We start from the raw sequence: 21,356 nt of genomic DNA on the forward strand, positions 1-21,356 counted from the left end.
CGCCGCACCGTGACAGCCCCTATGATAACAAGCGAAGCGCTACGATTTAAGTAGCTTTATGCTGCAACTTACGTGGTAGACGCTTTTTCTTCATAGGATTAAGTAGTTACGTGGCGTCCGCGAGCAACATTTCACGAATTTTACCAATCGCACGGGTCGGGTTGAGCCCTTTCGGACACACGGCGACACAGTTCATGATGCCACGGCAGCGGAAGACCGAGAACGGATCTTCCAGGCTGGTCAGGCGCTCACGGGTTGCAGTATCGCGGCTGTCGGCCAGGAAGCGGTAGGACTGCAGCAGACCCGCTGGGCCTACGAACTTGTCCGGATTCCACCAGAACGACGGGCACGACGTGGAGCAGCACGCGCAGAGAATACACTCGTACAGGCCGTCGAGCTTGTCGCGCTCTTCCGGCGACTGCAGGCGCTCGATAGCCGGTGCCGGGGTGTCGTTCTGCAGGTACGGCTGAATACGCTCGTACTGCTTATAGAACAGCCCCATATCGACCACCATATCGCGGATGACCGGAAGGCCAGGCAGCGGGCGGAGTGTCAGCTTGTTGTTTTTCACAACGTCTGACAGCGGCGTGATGCACGCCAGGCCATTTTTGCCGTTCATGTTCATGCCATCGGAACCGCACACGCCTTCACGGCAGCTACGGCGATAGGCCAGACCGCTGTCTTGCTCTTTCATCAAATGCAGAACATCCAGCACCATCAGATCGCGGCCTTTGGTATCGACCTGAAACTCCTGCATATAAGGTGCGGAGTCGGTTTCCGGATTGTAGCGGTATACGGATACCTGAAGATTGGACATGGTGACTCCCTCTCGTCGGTGCGGAGATTAGTAGGTACGAACCTTGGGCTCGAACGTATCGACGGTTTTCGGCTTGAAGTTGACGTCGCGCTTCTTCAGCTCTTTACTGGCCGGGAAGTAGAGCGAGTGTTTCAGCCAGTTAACATCATCACGGTCTGGGTAGTCGTAGCGCGAGTGGGCACCACGGCTCTCTTTACGCTCAAGGGCAGCAATCGCCGTTGCTTCTGCCACTTCCATCAGGTTGTCCAGCTCCAGCGCCTCAACACGAGCAGTGTTGAATACATTGGATTTGTCCGGCAGGTGCGCATTGGCAATACGGCCACGCAGTTCCGCTAGCTTTTTGACACCTTCCTGCATGTTTTTCTCTTCACGGAATACACCGAAAGAGTTCTGCATGATGTCTTGAAGCTCGGCTTTCAGCTCAGGGATGCTTTCGCCGCCCTCTTCAGACTCGTTCCAGCGCGTAATACGCTTCATGGCGAATTCGATGTCTGACTCGGAAGCGTCCAGATACTCGATACCTTCGTTCAGCGCGCCTTCGATGAACATACCCGCCGCACGGCCAAAGACCACCAAATCCAGCAGTGAGTTACCGCCCAGACGGTTAGCACCGTGAACAGATACACACGCCGCTTCACCACAGGCAAACAGACCGTTAACGATATGGTCGTTGCCATTTTCGTCTTGGGTAATTGCTTGGCCATGAATGTTGGTCGGAATACCACCCATCATATAGTGGCAGGTCGGAACGACCGGAATCGGGTCTTTCGCCGGATCAACATGGGCGAAGGTTTTGGAGAGCTCCACAATACCCGGCAGACGCTTGCCAAGGACTTCTTCGCCCAAGTGATCAAGCTTCAGGAAGACGTGGTCACCCTTATCGCCACAGCCGCGGCCTTCGAGAATTTCCATCACCATGGAGCGCGCAACGACGTCGCGGCCTGCCAGGTCTTTGGCGTTGGGCGCGTAGCGCTCCATGAAACGCTCGCCGGTCTTTATTGACGAGGTAACCGCCTTCACCACGGCAACCTTCGGTTACCAGGGTGCCCGCACCGTAAATACCGGTCGGGTGGAACTGCCACATTTCCATGTCCTGCATCGGGAAGCCAGCGCGCAGCGCCATGCCAATGCCGTCACCGGTGTTGATCAGGGCGTTAGTGGTAGAGGCATAGATACGGCCTGCACCGCCAGTGGCTAGAACCGTGGCTTTCGATTTAACGTGAACCACTTCACCGGTTTCGATGCACATGGCAATACAGCCCACCACGTCACCGCTAGCGTTCTTGACCAAATCGACCGCGTACCACTCGTTCAAGAACGTGGTGTTGTTCTTGAGGTTGTTCTGGTACAGGGTGTGCAGGAGTGCGTGACCAGTACGGTCGGCTGCCGCGCAGGTACGGGCTGCCTGGCCGCCTTCACCGAAGTTTTTTGACTGACCGCCGAACGGGCGCTGGTAAATACGGCCGTTATCAAAACGTGAGAACGGCAGGCCCATGTGCTCCAGTTCAAAAACTGCTTTAGGGCCTTCAGAACACATGTACTCAGCGGCATCCTGGTCAGCGATATAGTCGCCGCCTTTTACCGTGTCGTACATGTGCCAGCGCCAATCATCATTCGGGTCGGCAGACGCGATGGCGCAAGTAATACCACCCTGCGCAGAGACCGTGTGAGAGCGTGTCGGGAACACTTTGGACAGTACGGCTGTCTTCTTCCAGACTTTGCCAGTTCAAGCGCAGCACGCAGGCCAGAGCCACCACCACCGATGATAATGGCGTCAAATGTCAGGCTACGAAGGTTAGACATGTATCAAGCTCCCCACAGAATTTGAATGCCCCACACCAGGTACACAAAGATGGCCAGAATAATCAGCGTCTGGACACCTACGCGCAGGCGAGTGGACTTGAGGTAATCGGTAGTGACTGTCCACAAACCGATCCAGGCGTGCGCAGCGATAGAGACAAACGCCAGCAGCGAGAAAATGCGCATCCACGTTTGCTCGAACAGCCCGCTCCAGGCGTAGTAGTCCAGGTTCGGATTAAACAGCAGGTAGGCAACAACGAAAACCGTGTAAAGGGCCAGGATGACCGCAGAAACGCGCTGCATCAGCCAGTCGGACAGCCCGCTACGGCCAAAACTTGTGATATTGGTTACCATACCCAAACTCCTGCCAGAATAATCAGAACTGCACTCACTACCACAGTAGCCTGTGCTTTTTTAACGCCACCTTCTAACGTCACACCAATGTTGGCGTCCATCAATAGGTGCTTGATGCCGGCCACAAAGTGAAATGCCAAGGCAGACAGCAGCCCCCACGCAATGAACTTGGCCAAAAAGTTGTTGGCTAAGGCACTGCTGACAGCATCAAAGCCAGCCGGAGATGACAGGGATTTACCCAACGCCCAAAAAGCGAAGATCAGGCCAACGAACAGGATGACACCCGTGATACGGTGTGTAATCGACGTTAGGGCCGGAAGTGGGAAATGTATCGTAGTCAGGTCTAAGTTTACGGGTCGTTTGCTATTCACGGCGTTATACACACTCTCTTGGCCCGCTCAGCGACAGGTCGGGCATAGCCCGAGCGGGCAGTGGTTGCTGGAAGGGGCTCGGCCGTTGCCAAGTCGGGCACGACCACCTACCTGCCGGTCGCGCGCCGTGGATTATAAGAACCTTAGCCCCTGCTGACAAACCGAACTCAGGCTTAACTCGACCATGGTGCAAGAAAATTGCCGCCAACCCGAGTCGATTTTGCGATGCAGCATGGTTATAGTGACACTTGATTGACGATTTGATAAGCCTGTTAACGTATCGTCAATTCTCTGGCACTTCGTTACTATGAACCTCCCATTAATCATATACAAAAATTATTCACTCAAACAATATATGTACAAGACCGGCTAGCGCATAGGCTAATTGACAAAATGTCGCACGCTTCTATAGTGGGCAAGCCTTTTCGCCGGCGCGGCATGCGAAACAACGACTTTACGTCCCAAACCGAACTCGAAAGGAGGCCAGCATGGCTGACAGGAAAGCGACATTGACGGTAGACGGTCTCGATAAGACGATCGAGCTACCCATGTATTCCGGCACACTTGGCCCCGACGTCATCGACGTGCGCGGCCTAGGTGCTGAAGGCCTGTTTACCTACGACCCCGGCTTTATGGCCACCTCTTCCTGCCAGTCCGCAATCACCTATATCGATGGCGGCAAGGGCGTACTGCTGCACCGCGGCTACCCCATTGATCAACTGGCGAAAGAGTCGAACTTTGTAGAAGTTTGTTACACCCTGCTGTTTGGCGAGCTTCCCAATGATGAGCAGTATGCTGATTTCGAATCTCGCATTCGCAATCACACGATGGTGCATGACCAGATCAACAACTTCTTCAAAGGGTTCCGCCGCGATGCGCACCCGATGTCGATTCTGTGTGGTGTGGTAGGCGGCCTTGCCGCTTTCTACCATGATCACATGGACATTACTCAGGAAGAAGATCGGGTGATCAGCGCTATTCGCCTCATTGCTAAAATGCCGACCCTGGCAGCAATGTCGCACAAATATAACGTTGGCCAACCGTTCAACTATCCGCGCAACGACCTGAGCTATGCAGAGAACTTCCTCTACATGATGTTCAGCAACCCGTGCGAAGAGTACAAAATCAATCCGGTATACGCGAAAGCCATGGACCGCATCTTTATGCTGCATGCGGACCACGAGCAGAACGCTTCTACCTCGACCGTTCGCCTAGCTGGCTCTACCGGTGCTAACCCGTTTGCCTGTATCAGCGCCGGTATCGCGGCTCTGTGGGGCCCGGCTCACGGCGGCGCAAACGAAGCCGTATTGAACATGCTCGATGAGATTGGTGACGACTCAGAAGAGAACATTCAGCGCTTCGTGGATAAAGCCAAAGATAAGAATGACCCGTTCAAACTGATGGGCTTTGGTCACCGCGTTTACCGCAACTTCGACCCACGCGCCAAAGTGATGAAAGAGACCTGCGACGAAGTGTTGGCCGAGCTAGGCATGGCCGACGACCCGCAGCTCAAAATCGCCAAGCGCCTGGAACAGATTGCCCTGGAAGATGAATACTTCATCGAGCGTAAACTGTACCCGAACGTTGATTTCTACTCAGGCATTATCCTGAAAGCCATGGGTATTCCGACCAATATGTTCACTGTGATCTTTGCAGTATCGCGCACCATTGGCTGGATCTCTCACTGGCACGAAATGCTCAGCGAAAGCTACAAAATCGGCCGCCCGCGCCAGCTGTATATCGGTCACGAAAAACGTGACTATCCTACCAAGTGATTGGCGGCTAACGCGCTAATGCACGCATAGGATGACAAAGGCCACCCACGGGTGGCCTTTTGTTTGCTTCCTACCAACAACAAAGGTGTTTTATGCGATCTATTACCACCGTTGCTTTTATTGGCCTAGGCGTAATGGGCTACCCTATGGCCGGCCACCTTGCCAAACAAGGCCTTACCACTCGCGTTTACAACCGTACTGCCAGCAAGGCAGAGGCATGGGCCAAGGCGTTTGGCGGCACGGCTCACTCAACACCCGCCGAAGCGGCTGAGGGCGCTGATTTAGTGTTGGTATGCGTGGGAAATGACGACGATGTTCGCCAAGTAACCACCGGGCCAGACGGCGCTCTCAGCACCATGATGAGCGGCAGCTACTTAGTAGACCACACCACCGCGTCGGCCGATCTGGCCTTGGAGCTGGACGCAGCTTGCCGCGAGAAAGGCGTGGCATTTATTGATGCACCGGTGTCTGGCGGCCAACAGGGGGCCGAGAACGGCGCGCTAACGATTATGTGCGGCGGTGAGCAAAACCACTTCGACACTGTGGCGCCCTTTCTCAACCACTACGCCCGCGCCGTCACACTGATGGGAACTGCCAGCAGCGGTCAGCTCACCAAGATGGTGAACCAAATCTGTATTGCCGGTTTAGTGCAAGGGCTAGCGGAAGGACTGCATTTTGCGGAACAGGCAGGACTAGACCAGCATCAAGTGATTGACGTCATCTCCAAAGGAGCGGCTGGCTCCTGGCAAATGGAGAACCGCCACAAAACAATGATCGCCAATGAGTATAACCACGGCTTCGCGGTGGACTGGATGCGCAAGGATTTGGGCATTTGCCTAGAGCAAGCACGTAGGCTAAATGCCACCCTCCCCGTTACCGCCCTAGTCGACCAGTTTTATGCGGATGTACAGCGTATGGAAGGTGGCCGCTGGGATACTTCATCGCTATTAAAACGGCTGCGCAAGCCTGAATAACGCTTGACTTTTTAGCACTGCCAGCCTGGACAGGGTTTTCCACACTATCTGTGGATAACCCTGTTCACAACCACTAGAAAACGTCCCACAATCGCCATGAACAGTGACCCAGCCTTAAATTGGTCATTTTTTGATCTACCATAAACTACTGATTTTAAAGAAATTAAGCTAAATCGCTGATTTTTTGCTTCATATTTATGTGGTTGTGCACAACCTGTTCCACGGAGACGCAAAAGTGGACAAGTCAAGCACAATATTGACAAAAAACGCGTGAAATAGACGCAAGTTCCAGACGACGGGAATGCAAAAAGAGCAAGTGAGAAAACTCATTGCTATTTGCTAATGATAATATTTTGGACGTGCGGATATAGATATGAGGTGGCGTCCCATAGGGGGTTCGAACCCCTGTTACCGCCGTGAAAGGGCGGTGTCCTAGACCACTAGACGAATGGGACGTATCTAACCTGGAAGCATCTTTGACAAGGCAACATCAGTGCTACTGATATTGGTGGAGCCTAGCGGGATCGAACCGCTGACCTCAACACTGCCAGTGTTGCGCTCTCCCAGCTGAGCTAAGGCCCCACATGTCTTGAAGACGGAGCGTATACTACTGATTCGCCTGATCTTCGTCAAGCCTATTTATCGAAGAAAACGCCGCGCTCTCACGCTAAGATCGCGCGGCGCTCTTCTCAATCACCAGTAACGATGATTATTTACAGGTCGCGGTACTCTTTTTCAAAGCGCTTCGCCTGCTTTTTGGACACGCCACCCAATACGGCAATCGCATGGCGAAGCCGTGCACGCGTCACGTCAGAGCCAAGAATAGCCATCGCATCCATCACCGAGGTGCTTGAGGTACTGCCTGTAATGGCAATAAACACTGGTGCCAGGAAGGCCTTCATTTTTAGCTCAAAGTGCTCTGCCAGACTTTTGACTTCCTCCAGCAACGCTTCTTTATGCCAAGCAGAGACGCCTTCAAAGCGCCATACCAGGAATTGCAGCAGTTTCACTAGCTCTTCGTTGTCCAGCTTTACGCTGTCAAAATCATCTTTAGTGATTGCGGGCAAGCCAGAGAAAAAGTGGCCCGCCAGGGAACAACCTGGGAGAGCGTTTCTACCCGAGGGCGGACTTGCGGCAAAATCTGCTTCACGTAGGCATCATTGAACGCCCACTCACGCAGCGCCTGCAGCAGTGCGTCGTCATCCAGGTCTTCACGGATATAGACACCGTTCAACCACGTCAATTTCTCTAGGTCGAACACGGGCCCGCCGAGCGAGACACGCTGAATATCAAATTCTGCCATCATCTCTGACAAGCTGAATTTTTCACGCTCATCAGGCATCGACCAACCCATACGGCCCAGGTAGTTGGTCACGGCCTGGGGTAAAAAGCCCATGCGGCGATAGTAATTGATCGACGTTGGGTTTTTACGCTTGGAGAGCTTGGACTTATCCGGGTTACGCAGCAGCGGCATATGGCAAAGCTGCGGCATTTCCCAACCAAAGTACTCATACAGCAGTTGATGCTTCGGCGCGGAATTGATCCACTCTTCACCACGCAGCACGTGGGTAATGCCCATTAAATGATCGTCCACCACGTTAGCTAAGTGGTACGTAGGCATACCGTCTGATTTCATCAGAATCTGAGCATCAACCTGCGCCCAATCCACTTCAATCGTACCGCGCAGCATATCGCTAACCACGCACACGCCTTCGCTGAGCACGTTCATACGAATCACATAGGGCCAGCTTTCCTGCTCACGACGTGATTGCTCTTCTGCGTCCAGGGCTAAATCAGTTGGCTTCAATGCCAAATGCAGGCCTGCCTCTTTGCGTGACTCGCGCAGCTCATCAAGCTCTTCGCTGGTGCGGTAACACTTAAAGGCATGCCCGGCGTCTAGCAACTGCTGGGCATACTTCGCATAAATATCGCCCCGCTCGCTTTGCCGATACGGCCCGTGGGGACCACCTACATCCGGACCTTCATCCCACTCAAGCCCCAACCAACGCAATGAGTCGAGAATCATCTGTTCTGACTCAGGAGTGGAGCGTACTTGATCGGTGTCTTCAATACGCAAAATGAACTGACCGCCGTGCTGGCGAGCAAAGCAGAGATTAAACAGTGCAATATAGGCCGTGCCTACATGGGGGTCTCCAGTAGGAGAAGGCGCGATACGAGTACGTACGGTCATCAACAGTTCCCTTTAGCAGTTAAGCGTGGCGCCATTATACGCACCCTAAGAACAACCAACAGCATTGGGAAGGGAACGAGTTTGACTTAAAAGCGTCTGATCGAAAGCTCTCAGAACATAGATAGGAAGATGCGCGTTAAAGCACAATCGCTTAGTATGGTGTAGTACCTATGATTCGTGTTCATGCATGAGAATGAATCTCACTATTTTCAGCATGTTCAGAGCGCCACCTATCAAGGTGGAAGTACATTCAACGAGCTGATTTAGCTCATCGACAGGAAAATGAAATGGAATCGCTAGGCTCACGTATCAAGCAACTGCGACTTCGGGCCAAGCTCAACAAAGCTGCCCTTGCACGTAAAGTTGGCGTGTCAGATGTCACCATTTCTTATTGGGAGTCCGGGGCGATCAAGCAGATCGGTCATGAACGCTTAGTAGCGCTCGCCGATGCCCTTGATTGCTCGCTGGCTACCCTTTTGGAAGGTGACAGTGCGCCTCAACTGTTGACCCTGACCCATACTGGTCCCCTCCCCTGGGAACAGGTTCAGGCAACGACCATTACCGTACCGCATCATCTGCCGTTGAAGATTGACTGGAAAGCACCTTGCGTGATGGCCACCCCTGGCAAAGAAACGGATTTTTCACCAGTAGCCTCTGGTGATTTGCTGTTGCTTGGCCCAACGCATGTGTTTCATAAAGCAGGCCACTATCTCATCCAGCGTGATGGCCGATTTGTCATTGAGCACTTCTCCAAAGCGCCCACTGACACCTCGATTCATGCGGTGTTGTTAGCACACTGGTGTCCTGCCTAAAGCATCTACCTCCCCATCCCTACTTGTCCTCAATAACGTCCACCTGGTCGCGCGTCCGTCTTGGTTCACTGCCTACCAAGAAACGGCGCGAGTAGGTGGCTACCTGCCCTAACCCATGGCGGGACTGGCTGATGAGCTCTCCCGCCAAGTATTCGCCCTGGGTACCAATGCGGGCCTGCACGCTTTCTGGCTGCACGGTGGCTTCGCCTAACTGCACGGTGACAAGATAACTGCCATCCGGTAAGCCACTGCCAGAGCCCAGTGGGCCAGCTTCAAATTTACCATTCACCACACGTGTACGCTCTTGCCAGCGTACGCGGCTAATTTCTCGCTCTACCACTACTTGTAGCTGGGCATCATTTGGCAGATTGGTTTCGCCTTCCACCATCAAACGCCGGTCTGGACGTAAAAAAGCAGCGGTTGAAATCATTACATCGAGCGGCTCAACCTGTTGTGCAGACGGCTCAGGTTTAGAAGCACGCTCTTCGGCCACTGAGTGTGGCTGGTGTTGTGCGACCTCTTCCTCAGGCCCACTACAGCCGTACAACAGCAGGGTCCCCACTAGCGCCACGCCAACATAACCTAGCGTTTTCCCCATAACGACTCCTCATCTTCTGTAATAGGCGTAACACTGCCTCTCTCGGGCTCTCACCATACCGCTTTTGACCGCAAAATACGCAATGTGATGCAGGGGTTGTGCAATATCAAATCAGCTTACGCTGGCCTCGAATTAAGCTAGCCACTGCTGCCCCCACTGATATAAAGATGAGCAATTTTATTTCCTAATGCCATTGAGCGCGGCGACGAGTGCCACACCTATGGTTTAGTGGTGTCCGGCTGCCATTCAGCAGGCGACACCTTCGAAAACGCCCTAGCCAACGCCCATTACATACGAGGCTTTTTATAGGTGGTTGCCTCCCAGCGAGTAGCTGGATCTCAATAAAAACCGTTAGCCAAAACAGCTTTTTAGCCAGCAAAGACGCTCTAAACAGGTTTGCGCAGTGCAGCACGGAAAGTGGCAAAGTGACACGTTTTGTGGCCAATCTGCCTTGCGCTGTCCACTTAAAGTGTCAGACTATAGCCATGTATAACAGAGTAAAACCCTCAAAAAGACCCCACTTTCAAACCGCCGTATTTCACACCTAGCACCAAGCTGGGGGGTAGATCATGACCGCATGCACTAACATCGGGCTTTACAGCCCCAGGCAAGCAGAGCGCCTCATTGGCGTAGACGCGGAGAAGATCCGCCGTTGGCTGATGCCTGAGCGGTCAACCAAAGGGCCTCTCTGGGAACCCGAACCCCAAGCGTTAGGCGCAGAAGACACGCTGAGCTTTAAGGACCTGCTAGAACTGCGTGCGGTGGAGCAATTCCGTCGCCACAACGTGAGCTTGCCGGTGATTCGTGAAGCACTACACGTGCTCAGAGACTACTTGCAGCGTGACTATCCTCTGATCAACCCTCAACTCAGCACAGATGGCAAAAAAGTGTTTTTGAAGGTGCTGGAAGACAGCGGCGAAACGGCCATCACCGACCTCGTGAAACGTCAAAACGTGTTTCATGCTGTGATCTCCCCTTCGCTGAAAGCGGATATTGAGTTTGACCCATCCGGCTGCCCGATTCGCTGGAAGCCTGATCCCGAGGACGAGAACATCGTGGTCGATCCTCGCTTTGCCTTCGGCAAGCCCATTGTGCTACCCAGCCACATGCCCACCGCCACCCTGGCTCAAGCGGCAGAGGTAGAAGGCAGCGCCGAAGCGGCAGCCCGTGCGTATGAGTTGACACAAGAGGAAGTGGAACGCGCCGTAAAATTCGAGACAAGGGTTTTATCGGGTGCACTTCTTCATTGACGAAAACATCAGCCATCACATTGCCAGCGCTCTTAACCACCTAGCCAAACTCTGCAGCGAAAGCCATACCATCGTGCATGCCAAAACCTTTAACGGAGGCCATGGCGTGCCCGACCAAGTGTGGCTTGAACGCCTTCAACAATCAGAGGAAACCTGGGTGATCCTGTCGAAGGATCGCTTCAATAAAGGTGACCCGGAAATGCTTGCCTTCGAATATTGCGGGATTACCACAATTAACCTGGGTAAGGACTGGAAAAAGAAAAACGTCTGGCAAACCGCGCTGCGCTTGATTGAATGGTGGCCCGTCATATCCAAAAGAAGTGATTCAGACAACAGGCCCCATGCACTACGACCTGACTTGGGTAAGATCCCCCAAGCTAAAGGGACGTAGGAAAGCTGTTAAGTGATCTTTTTGTACAAAAAGCCCCGCAAAATTAGCGGGGCTTTCCGTTATTGTCATTTATTATAGCTAACCAATCCAAGGTTCAATGAGCTTTGGTAAATTCCATGTTGCCCAAGCTAGTAATAAATAAGCACAACCTGTAATAAACAAGAAAAAATAGAAAGTTCTTCGCCGCTTATCGATAGGCTGAAGAAAACGGTTTTGCTTATCCGCCTGTGATGAATAGTGCTGTAATACATCGAGCCATGCTTTGCTTTCCTGATCAGCAAGCAAAACATCTCGCCAGTGTGCAGCTAATTGGAGAACAAATGACAATAATAAGTAGCAAGACAGAACTTTTACCAAAAATGCCAACTCAGCGCTAACTAATAGGTCTTCGAAGTTGTTCTTATCGAATTTGGCAATGAACGAAAAAGCAACAAAAAATAAAATACCAAGTGCATCACGTGTGAGCGAATTAACAAGTTCACGAACCTTCGCAGCGTATAAATCTGCATGAGATTTCATGTCCTTCATAAGCTCACGCACTTCTTTATGGTAAGCGTCTTTACGTTCTAGAATAACAAATGCATAGCTGTCACGTGCTTGGTACAGAGCGGCTTCGAGGTGATTTTCCATACCTGAAAGCAAAGATTGTTCTCGCTCAATATCGATTGACAACCTGTCCATTACTAGACTGAGGCGAGTTTCAGGTCTCTCTTCATATACCCAGAGAACTGCCTCGATTAAAATCTTTAGTGTCTTAGCACTTACAATCTGATCTTCATCATACAACGGCATAGAAATACGCTTTGTGCCTTTCAGGGTAGCTTCATAACGACCTTCAATACAGCGTAATTCTTGCACGAGACAAACAGACAATACCATTGAGCTCAATTTAACCAATGGAGCTACTTCTGGATTTTCTAAATCTCCCCAGGTTAGAGCATATCCCATAGTGCAAACCCGTAGTCCACGGGTAGCGTTAGTATGAATTAATCCATGAACGTCTTTAGATTCGGGCAGGCTAATTGTTTCAACGCTAGGGCATGGCGCTCCTGGAGGCATAACCCAGAGCAGTGGTCCTCCAACACTTTGCGAAAGCCCTTGAACTCTTATTGTCACGGGCTTCGCAAAGTCAGGGATATTGCCTGTAGGGTACAAGCAAGGGTCCCAGTTAATAAGCCACTGCTGGAAACCATTAACACTAAAGAACAGTAATGTTGTCTCATCGCCTCTTGCTCGGAGGCGACCTGCTATGGGCGTTTTACCTAAGATTAAACGCCAAGGTTCACCATCAAAATCGCTTGTAGATAGATCTTCTGCATCAATAGTGTCGCCAGTATCAACGATTTTCAGCATTGGCGATTCAATGCCTAATCGCTCAATGTGGTTAAATACGCTCAACAGCCTTTCTCGCACAGATGCGCTAAGCTCATCACCTTCCATAATCAAGCGTAAGCCCTCATCAATTTCTTGCGATGCATGAGGGCGAAGATCATCAATGGCCTGGAGCAGATCCAAAACAGGATACATTGCGGCTCTCACCTTTAGGCGTTAGCTGGTGGGTTTCGATAGTGATACGCTTGCCGCCACCATCTATATCTTCAATGTGCATGCCTGCTTCCTCACGACTGCCTTCATATATTATCGTAACACCTTCTGAGGTCTCATAGACCTGCTTGCGCTGCTTTTTAGGCAGGGAATCGGGACGAGGCCGAAAGCTTTGGCCAGCCACGCCATTTTCAGCTAAGGCATCTCGTAGTGCCCCCATATGCTTTGCTTTTCGCTCAGCATTTTCATCTTTTACTACTGAATCAAGAAATGCATCCGTCTCAAAAGTATCATGGTCGTTTAGGTAATTAAGCGCTCTTTCTCTGTAAGTGTTTACATCTTCTCCTGGAGGAAGTTGATCCCGGGGCACATCTTTAGCCCACTTCCGAACCGCTGAATAAGCCATCCGGGTTAATGCTGCATCCTGCTGACGTTCAATTACGCCTAGGAAAGACTGGAAGTAATCACTCAATACTGGCTTTTTGACACGATCAAAGGCCAATACATCCCAAGCAAACTGGTTTGCAGGATCGATTAACGCACTCTTTTGAATCGCATGTTTATTCTCGTTGAGAGCATTGGGAATTTCGTTGACAACAGCTACTCTCCGACCGTCTATCTCTTCATAGCTGTAAGCAAATGATTCCTGTTGATCCATCTTTACTAGGAACGCTAATTGTTGCAATCATGTGCATCGGTTAGGTACTTAACCACTGAGAAAATAAAAACACCCGCCGACATTTGACCACGGTGGAGGCGCGCAAACTCTTGAGTCATTAGGTATGAAAGCTCAATGAATCCATCACGATCATCAATGAGCTGTTGACTTTGATCCTGCAGATTCATGGCTTAGGGATTAAAAACATATTGTGTGCCTTCGGCGATGTCCCGCAGCCTATCAAGAAAGAAAGTTTTCTGTTTATCTTGCAGCTGAACCTCGTCGAGCTTTATTTCCCTTCCCAGGAGCCTCGGGGTCAATGATATGAAAAATGAAATCTACGATTTCTAGCGTGTTACGTTGCGCCTGATTCAGTACTCCGTCTAACGGTTGTCCCATCATGTTGAGTCCCTTATATTCTGATATTAAAAATCTCCCGCCGCTGGCTATAACGGCCAATTAGAACGGCCACCCCATTCACAGTATGCCTGGGGCACTAACTCCCCCTTGCATACCAGCACTGGAGCAACCAGCCGTCCCGCTCAGGCCATGATCCAATACAAACCCCCAGCCACTCCACATGGTTGAGGGTTTTGCTGCCGCAATATTCTGGCGATGCGCTTGCGCAACGCGTGCTATTGGGCGACAAGGTCACTATGACAAATAAACTTAACCGATGATGTAAGCCTTTCGCCATACTTTTGTAAGAAATGGCTTACACCGCCCAACACCGCGCTTGCCTGACCACCACCCCGCGAAACTGTCTAGCGGTGATGAAGCACCCTTCCCTGCCTGAGGGTGGCATCAAGCGGCAGCGGCTGCCGACGCGGTGGGTTTTGAATAATCGGAACTCGCCCTCTACCTCCGACACTACCAGATTGGCGCGGCCATACAATTGGGCTTCGTCTACCACCAGCACGTCGCCTTCCATCCACGGCCCACCTGGGGCACCTCGTCGCTGATCCCGAAAAACAGCTAGGCGGAAACTTCCGCCGGTCCATCTCTGCTACCGGTAGGTGCTTCATCCCCACCACGGCAGGCCCACAGGAGTTCACTCGCATCCGCGTTCCGCTGTTGGCTCCATTATGAGCGATGCGCTGAATCGCGCTTAAAGCCTAGTGCTGCAAAAATAACCAGAACTTAGCAAGGATGATGAACACCTGCGATGTCGGAAGGAATTTTTGAGGCGCCCCACCCGTGCATCAAGGCGCAGCGACTTATTTTGTGCTGCCTACCCTTTCTTGCGTACAATTGCCCGCCAACGCGCCCACCACTTCTGATAGCCACCATGGTAGGTCATGGTGCTGCTGTTCATTTAGCGAATAGCCACGATCAGAGGGCAATAGATGTGTGTACTTACATCGCATACCAAGTATGCAAGTGATTAATAGGACGAAACAAAACCCAGCAGAAGCGGCCCGCCGATTTTCTGTTGCCCCCATGATGGACTGGACTACCCGAGACTACCGAGCCTTCGCGCGCACGCTAACCAAGCGGGCGCTGCTGTACACCGAGATGGTGACTACCGGGGCGGTGCTGCATGGTTCTCCCCGCGAGCGCTTTTTGGGCTATAGCGAGGTGGAGCATCCGATTGCTTTGCAGTTGGGGGGCAGCGATGCGGGTGAGCTGGCGGAGTGCGCGGCCATTGCGCAGGCGTGGGGCTATGATGAGGTCAATCTGAACGTTGGCTGCCCTAGCGACCGGGTGCAGAATAATATGATTGGCGCGTGCCTCATGGGTCACCCCGAAAAAGTGGCGGCGGCGGTGAAGGCCATGCAGGCGGCGGTGTCGATTCCGGTCACGGTGAAGTGTCGTATTGGTATTGATGACCAGGATGAAGACGCGGATTTAGCGCGGTTTATTGATATTGTGGCCTCAGCAGGCTGTGAAGTGTTTACCGTGCACGCCCGCAAGGCGTGGCTGCAGGGGCTGTCGCCGAAAGAGAATCGCGATATTCCGCCGCTCAATTATCCCCGCGTGCACCGGCTAAAGCAGAGCCATCCTGAGCTGCATATTGGTATCAACGGCGGGATTAAAACCCTGGCGGAGTGCCAAGCGCAACTTGAGCAGGTGGATAGCGTGATGGTGGGTCGTGAGGCGTACCAAAATCCGTGGTTATTGGCAGGCGTGGATGAGCAGCTCTTTGGCGAGCCGGGCCCGGCCCGTACGCGCTTGGAAGCGGCCTTGGCGTTTCGCCCGTACATTCAGCAGCGGTTGGATGAAGGTGCCAAGCTCAACCATATTACTCGCCACTTGCTGGGGCTTTTTCAGGGCTGCCCTGGCGGGCGTCGGTTCCGTCGTCATCTCTCAGAGCACGCACATAAAGAGGGTGCAGGTTTACGCTTGTTTGATGACGCGCTCGGCTTGGTTCGTGAGCCTGAGTTCGAAGCGGAGCCTCTCGACGAGCAAACAAACCGCCAGCCCGTGACCTAACGGCCAACAGGCTGGCGGTTTAACGAACGCCCAGCGATTTTATCGTTGGGCGTTTTCTTTTGGGAGGCTACTGCGCGCGAATGCCTTGCTCAATACGCTCGCCTACTTCTTGATCGATATTGCGCCAGTACTCAAAGGCGCGCTCCAAGACCGGCTCGGTCACGCCATCAGAGAGGTGCCCCACCACGTTGGAAACCAAACGGTCGCGTTGGTCATCGTCCATCACCTCACGCACTAGTGCGTGCGCTTGGCTCCAGTCGTCATCATCTTTGCGCAGCGTATACGCGGCGCGCACGAATTGCCCATCTGTCGACCACACCGCATCTTCCGGGTAGCGCTGCCCGTCTGCCTTGGGGCCGCCTTTGCTATTGGGCGTGTACACCGGGTCGGTGGAGTGACGAATGCGCATCGCGCCGCCCTGGGTATAGCTATGCACGGGGCTCTTGGGCGTATTAACCGGAATATGCTTGTAGTTCACCCCTAACCGCGCACGGTGGGCATCGGCGTAGGAAATAGAACGAGCCAAGAGCATTTTATCTGGAGAAAGCCCGGTGCCCGGCACCATGTTGTTGGGCTCGAACGCGGCCTTCTCAATCTCGCTGTGGAAATCCGTGGGGTTACGATCCAGGGTCAGCTTACCGACCTCAATCAACGGGTAGTCTTTATGAGACCACACCTTGGTCAGATCGAAGGGGTTTACTCGGTAGGTTTTGGCGTCTTCAAACGGCATGATCTGCATCTGCAGCGTCCAGGTGGGGTAATCCCCGCGCTTGATCGCCTCAAACAGGTCGCGGCGGTGGTAATCCGCATCGCTGCCGGCCATCTGGTCAGCCTGTTCCTGGGTCATGCACTTAATGCCTTGATCGGTTTTAAAGTGATACTTCACCCAAAACCGCTCGCCTTCTGCGTTTACCCACATATAGGTATGGCTGGAGTAGCCGTTCATATGTCGCCATGTGGCCGGTACACCGCGGTCGCCCATTAGCCACGCGACTTGGTGGGCAGATTCTGGCGACAGCGTCCAGAAATCCCACTGCATATCATGATCGCGCAGGCCGTTATCCGCACGGCGCTTTTGGGAGTGGATGAAGTGCTGGAACTTCATCGGGTCGCGCACGAAAAACACGGGGGTGTTGTTACCCACCATGTCAAAGTTGCCTTCCTCGGTATAAAACTTAATCGAGAAACCGCGCGGGTCGCGCCATGTGTCCGGGCTACCGCTCTCCCCCGCTACGGTCGAAAAGCGAATCAGCACATCGGTTTTCATGCCAGGCTGCAGAAATTTAGCCTTGGTGTATTGGCTGATATCCTGGGTGACTTCGAAGTGGCCAAATGCTCCACTGCCCTTAGCATGGGGTTGGCGGTTAGGAATCATTTCACGGTTAAACGCTGCCATTTGCTCCATCAGATAGTGATCGTGCATCACTATCGGGCCATCGGCGCCTACCGAGAGCGCGTGCTCGTCGCTCGCAACCGGAATACCTGACTCATTAGTGGTGGGATGCTGGCTACCACTGCTCATTGCTCTTCCTCCTTGTCACACTCGACATGGCACGGTCTGCACCACTGGAAATGACCGCTTTTGCAACACTATTTAATGTAAGCTAAAGCGGCCCCCACACAGGTATAGTCAACAAGGAGGTATTGCGCCATCCATGGCACCAGATACTTGGCTATTAGAGCAATAGCTTTTGTTTATTAGCTGCGTTGGATGTTAGTACATCGCATCCGGTGGCGGGGTCAGGCTAGATTGGAAGCTCTCAATGGCCGTTTCAGCTTCTTCAATTTCGTCAAAACGGGCAATGTGATAAAGCGCTTCACCTTCATTAGCCAGCGGTAAACGGCTCATGCCAATCACAATACCGTCCGCCATGGCGAGCACTTCGCCTTCGTCATTACCAAATGGGTCAGCGACTTTACCAAGTATCTCGCCTTTCGCCACTCGCGCGCCCAAGCGCACCTTGGGGCGTAAAATGCCGTCGATGGGTGCTCGCGCCCAGCTAGAGCCATTAGCAAGCTCAGCCGGTGCGGGCGCACGGCGGCGCTGTTCGCCTGCTAACATCCCCAGGCGCCGCATCACGCGTAGAATACCCTTTACACCGGGGGCAATCGCCCACTCATCAAAGCGCAGCGCTTCGCCCGCTTCATAAGTAAGTACCGGAATACCACGATTCTGAGCATAGTGACGCAGGCTGCCTTCACGTAGCTCAGCGTTTAACACCACCGGGGCACCGAAAGCATCGGCCATGCGCTCAGTTTCACTACCCGCGCTTAGCTGCGCGCGAATCTGCGGCAAATTGGTGCGGTGGATGGCGCCGGTGTGAAGGTCGATAATATGCGTGGCGTGATCGACAATCTCTTCGCGGAGCAGCGCAGCGATACGGCCGCCCAAAGAGCCTTTTTCACTGCCGGGAAAACAACGGTTTAGATCTCGCGGATCAGGCAGGTAGCGTGTTTGCTGCAGAAAGCCGAATACGTTCACCACGGGCACCGCTATCAGCGTACCGCGCAGGCTGTTAATCGCTTTAGAGCGCAGCAAACGGCGGACAATTTCGACCCCGTTAATCTCGTCACCGTGAATCCCCCCGCATACCAACATCACCGGGCCGTCTTTACGCCCATGCACCACTTCTACCGGAATATGTAGCGGCGTATGGGTATACAAGCGCGCCACCGGCACGTCGATCTGTAAACGTTGCCCAGGCATGACGGTATGCCCAGCTAGAGTGAAAGGTGCTCGCGCCATTGCAATTCCTTAAACGTGCGTTGAAGCAGTGCTGCCCCGGTCACATCACATGGTGACCAAAGCGTTTTAAAACAGCGTTTTCAAATACGTCTTATACGCTTTTTAAGACTAAATGACGAGCTTCCTAACCTACATTATCAACTTAAACAGCTTATCCATACAGTTTTGAATGTAAAAGAGGCGATACTTCAGATAAAATATAGCGATCACGTGTCGATATCGAGGTTACGGTTTCATGGTAAAAAAAACCAAAGCGGAGGCTGCTGCAACTCGCGAAGCGCTGTTGGATGATGCTGAAGAGGTGTTTTTCGAAAAAGGCGTAGCCCGCACGTCGCTTGAGCAAATCGCCCGCCATGCCGGCCTAACCCGGGGTGCCGTTTATTGGCACTTTAAAAATAAGGGTGACCTTTTCATGGCGCTGGTGGAACGGGTACGCATGCCGTTCCAGTCGCTGATGGAAGAGGTCAATAATACTGACCCAACTATCTCACCGCTGGAAGCTATTCGGCTTGCCTGCCATGCGGGGTTAAACCGTTTAGAACAGCCTTCCCACCAGCGCATCTTATCTATTTTGCTGCATCGCTGTGAATTTTTTAGCGATATCAACCCGATCGAGATGCAGGACGAGATTTCCGAAGAGTGCTTTGACGAAATGCTTCTCGTCTTTCAATTAGCCCAACAGCAGCACTTGTTACGCGACGATATCACCCCAGAAGTTGCCACACGGTTGATGCAGTCCACGTTAGGTGGCCTTTTCCACGACTGGCTACGTAACCCCGACGCCTTCTCCTTGCGAGCCCGAGGCGCTGAGCTCATTGATGCCTTAATTAAGATGCTGCAACGCTAGCCTTCTCGCTGCACTGCAGCAATACTTCTATACTGAGCAAGTCCCTGTCTAGGAGTCTTATATGTATGTACTTGAGTTTGTCCGTGTGCGTGAGCTTGATATCGCTGTCCGCATTTGGAACCCTGATGCTAAACGGACTCTGATTGCTTGGCACGGGCTGGCCCGACACGGCGGTGATTTTGCTGCCCTAGCCCAGGAGCTGGGCAGTGAATGGCGGGTAATCGCACCCCAACGCCGGGGCGTGGGCTTTCCAGCTGGTCGCTTTTCCCCGCCCACGACTATCTCTACAGCCATTACATCACCATCGCCATTGCGCTGCTGGATCATTACCAGCTCGAACACGTGGATTGGCTGGGCACCTCTATGGGTGGCTTACTGGGGTTGCTCATCGCGGCAGATGATCAGCATCGCTCGCGCATCTCGCGGTTAATTCTTAACGATGTCGGGCCAGAGCTAAACAAAGAGGGCCTTATTGCGCTCTCTAGCTACTTTGGCGTTCCCCATCGCTTCAACAACTTTGCCGACTTAAAAGCTGAGCTTACCAAGCACTACGCCAGTTTTGGCATTTCTAGAGAAGAGGAGTGGCGGGAGCTAGCGCTGAGCAGCGCACGCCGCCTACCCGACGGGAGCTGGACCTACCACTTCGACCCGCGCCTTGGCGAGCAGTTTATTCACGATACGCCTCGCGATATATGGGCCGATTGGGCCAAACTCCGCTGCCCTGTCATGGTGATTCGTGGCGAAACCTCTACCCTGCTGGATGCAGAAACATTACCTAGAATGAGCGAGGCTCAACCATCACTAAAAACGTTCACTGTAGATGGTTGTGCCCACGCCCCCATGCTAAATACAGCCGTACAGGTAGCGCCGATTCGCCACTTTCTCGACGTTCCACTTAGTCATTACCGCGCACCAGAAACAACCGCCACTGCTTCGCCCTCTATCTTGCACTGGTTTGCGAAGCAGTGGCGGCGTTGGTTTGGTTAAAACATGCTGAGTTAGGTTGGGTAACCATTAGGATGTTGCTTATGCTGCAGACGCAGTTTATTTAAGAGAACCCGAGTATCCATATAGTGCTGTTCCACCACGCTGCGGTAAGCCCCCTCGTCGGCTATGTACTTAACCAGTACACGACGCTCTCCCTGTTCGGGGCAAGCTCCCGCTTTGCAGTGCAGCCTCACGGAGCTATTAGGCTCATTCAGCAGTGTAGCGGTGGCGAATTATCGTTTTGCCGTTCAGCAACGATCACCGTTGCCCCTAACAAGCAGCGGCGTTTAAAGGGCTGATAGCGGTGCAATGCACGCTGAATGCTATGGCATACCGCAGCAGCAATGGGCGATGCAATAGCAAACGCTGCCCACACCACTAACACCCCCACCGGTACCCTGAGCAGCCCCAGCGCCATCCAACGCAGCGCGAGAAGCTCGATAGCAAGCGACAGCGCACCGGCAAAGAGCACCAAAAAGCTCAGCGCCAGCGTGGCGGGAACCCCGGCAAACCCAAGCGATACCAACGTGCTAGCCATATGGTCATCGCGCAAGCTGTCACGCTCAAACAGCTCCAAGGGGGCTAGCCGAATGAGCACCAGCAGCCAATAGAGCGCGATCAGCGCCAACAGGAAGGTAAATACGATGGTAGGAAACTGAAGAGCAGCCGATATGAGAGTTTGCATGGCGTGTTCTCCTCCAGGCATGTTGCCCAGTGTTGTTTTCGCCTGACCTAAGCTTTATTTATTAACGTTGATTAGCACAAGCTGAAAACGGTGGTCTCTACTAGCGTAGCTCATCTTATCGG

At 52.8% G+C, this 21,356-nt stretch carries 16 protein-coding genes, 2 tRNA genes and 4 pseudogenes; 8 read left to right on the forward strand and 14 right to left on the reverse strand.

Annotated features, from left to right (window positions below):
• Positions 1–106 precede the first annotated feature (106 nt).
• The 4 genes and pseudogenes from B4967_RS17520 to sdhC all read right to left on the reverse strand — a co-directional run bounded on the left by B4967_RS17520 (position 107) and on the right by sdhC (position 3,342).
• A complete protein-coding gene (locus B4967_RS17520; protein WP_016914530.1) occupies positions 107–817 on the reverse strand; it encodes a succinate dehydrogenase iron-sulfur subunit in 711 nt (236 codons plus the stop codon).
• A gap of 27 nt (positions 818–844) precedes the next feature.
• Positions 845–2,620: pseudogene (sdhA, locus tag B4967_RS17525) on the reverse strand (succinate dehydrogenase flavoprotein subunit).
• Between the two features lie 3 nt (positions 2,621–2,623).
• Entirely contained in the window at positions 2,624–2,971 is a 348-nt protein-coding gene (gene sdhD / locus B4967_RS17530) for a succinate dehydrogenase, hydrophobic membrane anchor protein (RefSeq protein ID WP_083026627.1), read from the reverse strand.
• Positions 2,965–3,342, reverse strand: a complete 378-nt coding sequence (gene sdhC / locus B4967_RS17535) for a succinate dehydrogenase, cytochrome b556 subunit (protein WP_207953651.1) — start codon at positions 3,340–3,342, stop codon at positions 2,965–2,967. Before sdhC ends, sdhD begins: the two co-directional genes overlap by 7 nt.
• 488 nt (positions 3,343–3,830) lie before the next feature.
• On the opposite strand from sdhC, the gene gltA reads away from it, so the two are divergent.
• A complete protein-coding gene (gltA, locus tag B4967_RS17540; protein ID WP_083026630.1) occupies positions 3,831–5,117 on the forward strand; it encodes a citrate synthase in 1,287 nt (428 codons plus the stop codon).
• 92 nt (positions 5,118–5,209) lie between these two features.
• Complete coding sequence (locus B4967_RS17545) at positions 5,210–6,091, forward strand: NAD(P)-dependent oxidoreductase (RefSeq protein WP_062359305.1); 882 nt, start codon at positions 5,210–5,212, stop codon at positions 6,089–6,091.
• A 379-nt stretch (positions 6,092–6,470) separates the two neighbouring features.
• On the opposite strand, the gene B4967_RS17550 is transcribed toward B4967_RS17545, so the two are convergent.
• The 3 genes and pseudogenes from B4967_RS17550 to gltX form a co-directional block, all read right to left on the reverse strand.
• Positions 6,471–6,546: transfer RNA gene (locus B4967_RS17550), tRNA-Glu, on the reverse strand.
• 51 nt (positions 6,547–6,597) lie between these two features.
• Positions 6,598–6,673, reverse strand: a tRNA-Ala gene (locus B4967_RS17555).
• Between the two features lie 131 nt (positions 6,674–6,804).
• Positions 6,805–8,282 (reverse strand): annotated as a pseudogene (gltX, locus tag B4967_RS17560) (glutamate--tRNA ligase).
• Positions 8,283–8,569: 287 nt separating this feature from the next.
• Here gltX and B4967_RS17565 point away from each other — a divergent pair.
• Positions 8,570–9,094: a helix-turn-helix domain-containing protein gene (locus tag B4967_RS17565; RefSeq protein ID WP_044627838.1), complete on the forward strand. Its 525-nt coding sequence runs from the start codon at positions 8,570–8,572 to the stop codon at positions 9,092–9,094.
• Between the two features lie 19 nt (positions 9,095–9,113).
• Here B4967_RS17565 and B4967_RS17570 read toward each other — a convergent pair whose 3' ends face one another.
• The gene (locus B4967_RS17570; protein WP_083026631.1) at positions 9,114–9,692 is read right to left on the reverse strand and encodes a hypothetical protein; all 579 of its coding nucleotides are present in this window, start codon (positions 9,690–9,692) and stop codon (positions 9,114–9,116) included.
• 569 nt (positions 9,693–10,261) lie between these two features.
• Here B4967_RS17570 and B4967_RS17575 point away from each other — a divergent pair.
• Positions 10,262–10,942, forward strand: coding sequence for a MerR family transcriptional regulator (locus tag B4967_RS17575; RefSeq protein WP_083026633.1), 681 nt, complete (start codon positions 10,262–10,264; stop codon positions 10,940–10,942).
• Positions 10,926–11,333: a PIN-like domain-containing protein gene (locus B4967_RS17580; RefSeq protein WP_243470676.1), complete on the forward strand. Its 408-nt coding sequence runs from the start codon at positions 10,926–10,928 to the stop codon at positions 11,331–11,333. The genes B4967_RS17575 and B4967_RS17580 overlap by 17 nt, the downstream gene beginning before the upstream one ends.
• A 78-nt stretch (positions 11,334–11,411) precedes the next feature.
• On the opposite strand, the gene B4967_RS17585 is transcribed toward B4967_RS17580, so the two are convergent.
• The 3 genes from B4967_RS17585 to B4967_RS17595 form a co-directional block, all read right to left on the reverse strand.
• Positions 11,412–12,860 (reverse strand): hypothetical protein, encoded by a 1,449-nt coding sequence (locus tag B4967_RS17585; protein ID WP_083026635.1) that lies wholly within the window; start codon positions 12,858–12,860, stop codon positions 11,412–11,414.
• Complete coding sequence (locus tag B4967_RS17590; protein WP_083026637.1) at positions 12,826–13,536, reverse strand: nucleoid-associated protein; 711 nt, start codon at positions 13,534–13,536, stop codon at positions 12,826–12,828. Before B4967_RS17590 ends, B4967_RS17585 begins: the two co-directional genes overlap by 35 nt.
• Before the next feature lie 715 nt (positions 13,537–14,251).
• Positions 14,252–14,467 (reverse strand): S24/S26 family peptidase, encoded by a 216-nt coding sequence (locus B4967_RS17595; RefSeq protein ID WP_083026638.1) that lies wholly within the window; start codon positions 14,465–14,467, stop codon positions 14,252–14,254.
• A 443-nt stretch (positions 14,468–14,910) separates the two neighbouring features.
• Here B4967_RS17595 and dusA point away from each other — a divergent pair, with 443 nt between their 5' ends.
• Positions 14,911–15,969, forward strand: a complete 1,059-nt coding sequence (gene dusA, locus B4967_RS17600) for a tRNA dihydrouridine(20/20a) synthase DusA (RefSeq protein ID WP_083026640.1) — start codon at positions 14,911–14,913, stop codon at positions 15,967–15,969.
• 67 nt (positions 15,970–16,036) lie between these two features.
• Here the strand turns inward: dusA and B4967_RS17605 are convergent, their stop codons facing one another.
• Positions 16,037–17,491 carry a catalase gene (locus B4967_RS17605; RefSeq protein ID WP_083026642.1) on the reverse strand — a complete coding sequence of 485 codons (1,455 nt, stop codon included), beginning with the start codon at positions 17,489–17,491 and terminating at the stop codon, positions 16,037–16,039.
• A 192-nt stretch (positions 17,492–17,683) separates the two neighbouring features.
• Positions 17,684–18,715, reverse strand: coding sequence for a succinylglutamate desuccinylase/aspartoacylase family protein (locus tag B4967_RS17610; RefSeq protein ID WP_083026644.1), 1,032 nt, complete (start codon positions 18,713–18,715; stop codon positions 17,684–17,686).
• 235 nt (positions 18,716–18,950) lie between these two features.
• On the opposite strand from B4967_RS17610, the gene B4967_RS17615 reads away from it, so the two are divergent.
• The gene (locus B4967_RS17615; protein WP_083026645.1) at positions 18,951–19,562 is read left to right on the forward strand and encodes a TetR family transcriptional regulator; all 612 of its coding nucleotides are present in this window, start codon (positions 18,951–18,953) and stop codon (positions 19,560–19,562) included.
• Positions 19,563–19,623: 61 nt separating this feature from the next.
• A pseudogene (locus B4967_RS17620) lies at positions 19,624–20,549 on the forward strand (alpha/beta fold hydrolase).
• 11 nt (positions 20,550–20,560) lie between these two features.
• Here B4967_RS17620 and B4967_RS17625 read toward each other — a convergent pair.
• Positions 20,561–21,234: pseudogene (locus B4967_RS17625) on the reverse strand (hypothetical protein).
• Positions 21,235–21,356: the final 122 nt, after the last annotated feature.

The organism is Vreelandella lionensis, assembly GCF_002087295.1.
Lineage (GTDB): Bacteria > Pseudomonadota > Gammaproteobacteria > Pseudomonadales > Halomonadaceae > Vreelandella > Vreelandella lionensis.

What these genes read in the sequence shown, in the direction of transcription:
- B4967_RS17545 (WP_062359305.1), top strand. Translation starts at nt 5,210, where the DNA reads ATGCGATCTATTACCACCGTTGCTTTTATTGGCCTAGGCGTAATGGGC.
- B4967_RS17520 (WP_016914530.1), bottom strand. Translation starts at nt 817, where the DNA reads ATGTCCAATCTTCAGGTATCCGTATACCGCTACAATCCGGAAACCGAC.
- B4967_RS17615 (WP_083026645.1), top strand. Translation starts at nt 18,951, where the DNA reads ATGGTAAAAAAAACCAAAGCGGAGGCTGCTGCAACTCGCGAAGCGCTG.
- B4967_RS17610 (WP_083026644.1), bottom strand. Translation starts at nt 18,715, where the DNA reads ATGGCGCGAGCACCTTTCACTCTAGCTGGGCATACCGTCATGCCTGGG.
- B4967_RS17570 (WP_083026631.1), bottom strand. Translation starts at nt 9,692, where the DNA reads ATGGGGAAAACGCTAGGTTATGTTGGCGTGGCGCTAGTGGGGACCCTG.
- B4967_RS17585 (WP_083026635.1), bottom strand. Translation starts at nt 12,860, where the DNA reads ATGTATCCTGTTTTGGATCTGCTCCAGGCCATTGATGATCTTCGCCCT.
- B4967_RS17590 (WP_083026637.1), bottom strand. Translation starts at nt 13,536, where the DNA reads ATGGATCAACAGGAATCATTTGCTTACAGCTATGAAGAGATAGACGGT.
- dusA (WP_083026640.1), top strand. Translation starts at nt 14,911, where the DNA reads ATGCAAGTGATTAATAGGACGAAACAAAACCCAGCAGAAGCGGCCCGC.
- B4967_RS17595 (WP_083026638.1), bottom strand. Translation starts at nt 14,467, where the DNA reads ATGGAAGGCGACGTGCTGGTGGTAGACGAAGCCCAATTGTATGGCCGC.
- sdhD (WP_083026627.1), bottom strand. Translation starts at nt 2,971, where the DNA reads ATGGTAACCAATATCACAAGTTTTGGCCGTAGCGGGCTGTCCGACTGG.
- B4967_RS17605 (WP_083026642.1), bottom strand. Translation starts at nt 17,491, where the DNA reads ATGAGCAGTGGTAGCCAGCATCCCACCACTAATGAGTCAGGTATTCCG.
- B4967_RS17565 (WP_044627838.1), top strand. Translation starts at nt 8,570, where the DNA reads ATGGAATCGCTAGGCTCACGTATCAAGCAACTGCGACTTCGGGCCAAG.
- B4967_RS17575 (WP_083026633.1), top strand. Translation starts at nt 10,262, where the DNA reads ATGACCGCATGCACTAACATCGGGCTTTACAGCCCCAGGCAAGCAGAG.
- gltA (WP_083026630.1), top strand. Translation starts at nt 3,831, where the DNA reads ATGGCTGACAGGAAAGCGACATTGACGGTAGACGGTCTCGATAAGACG.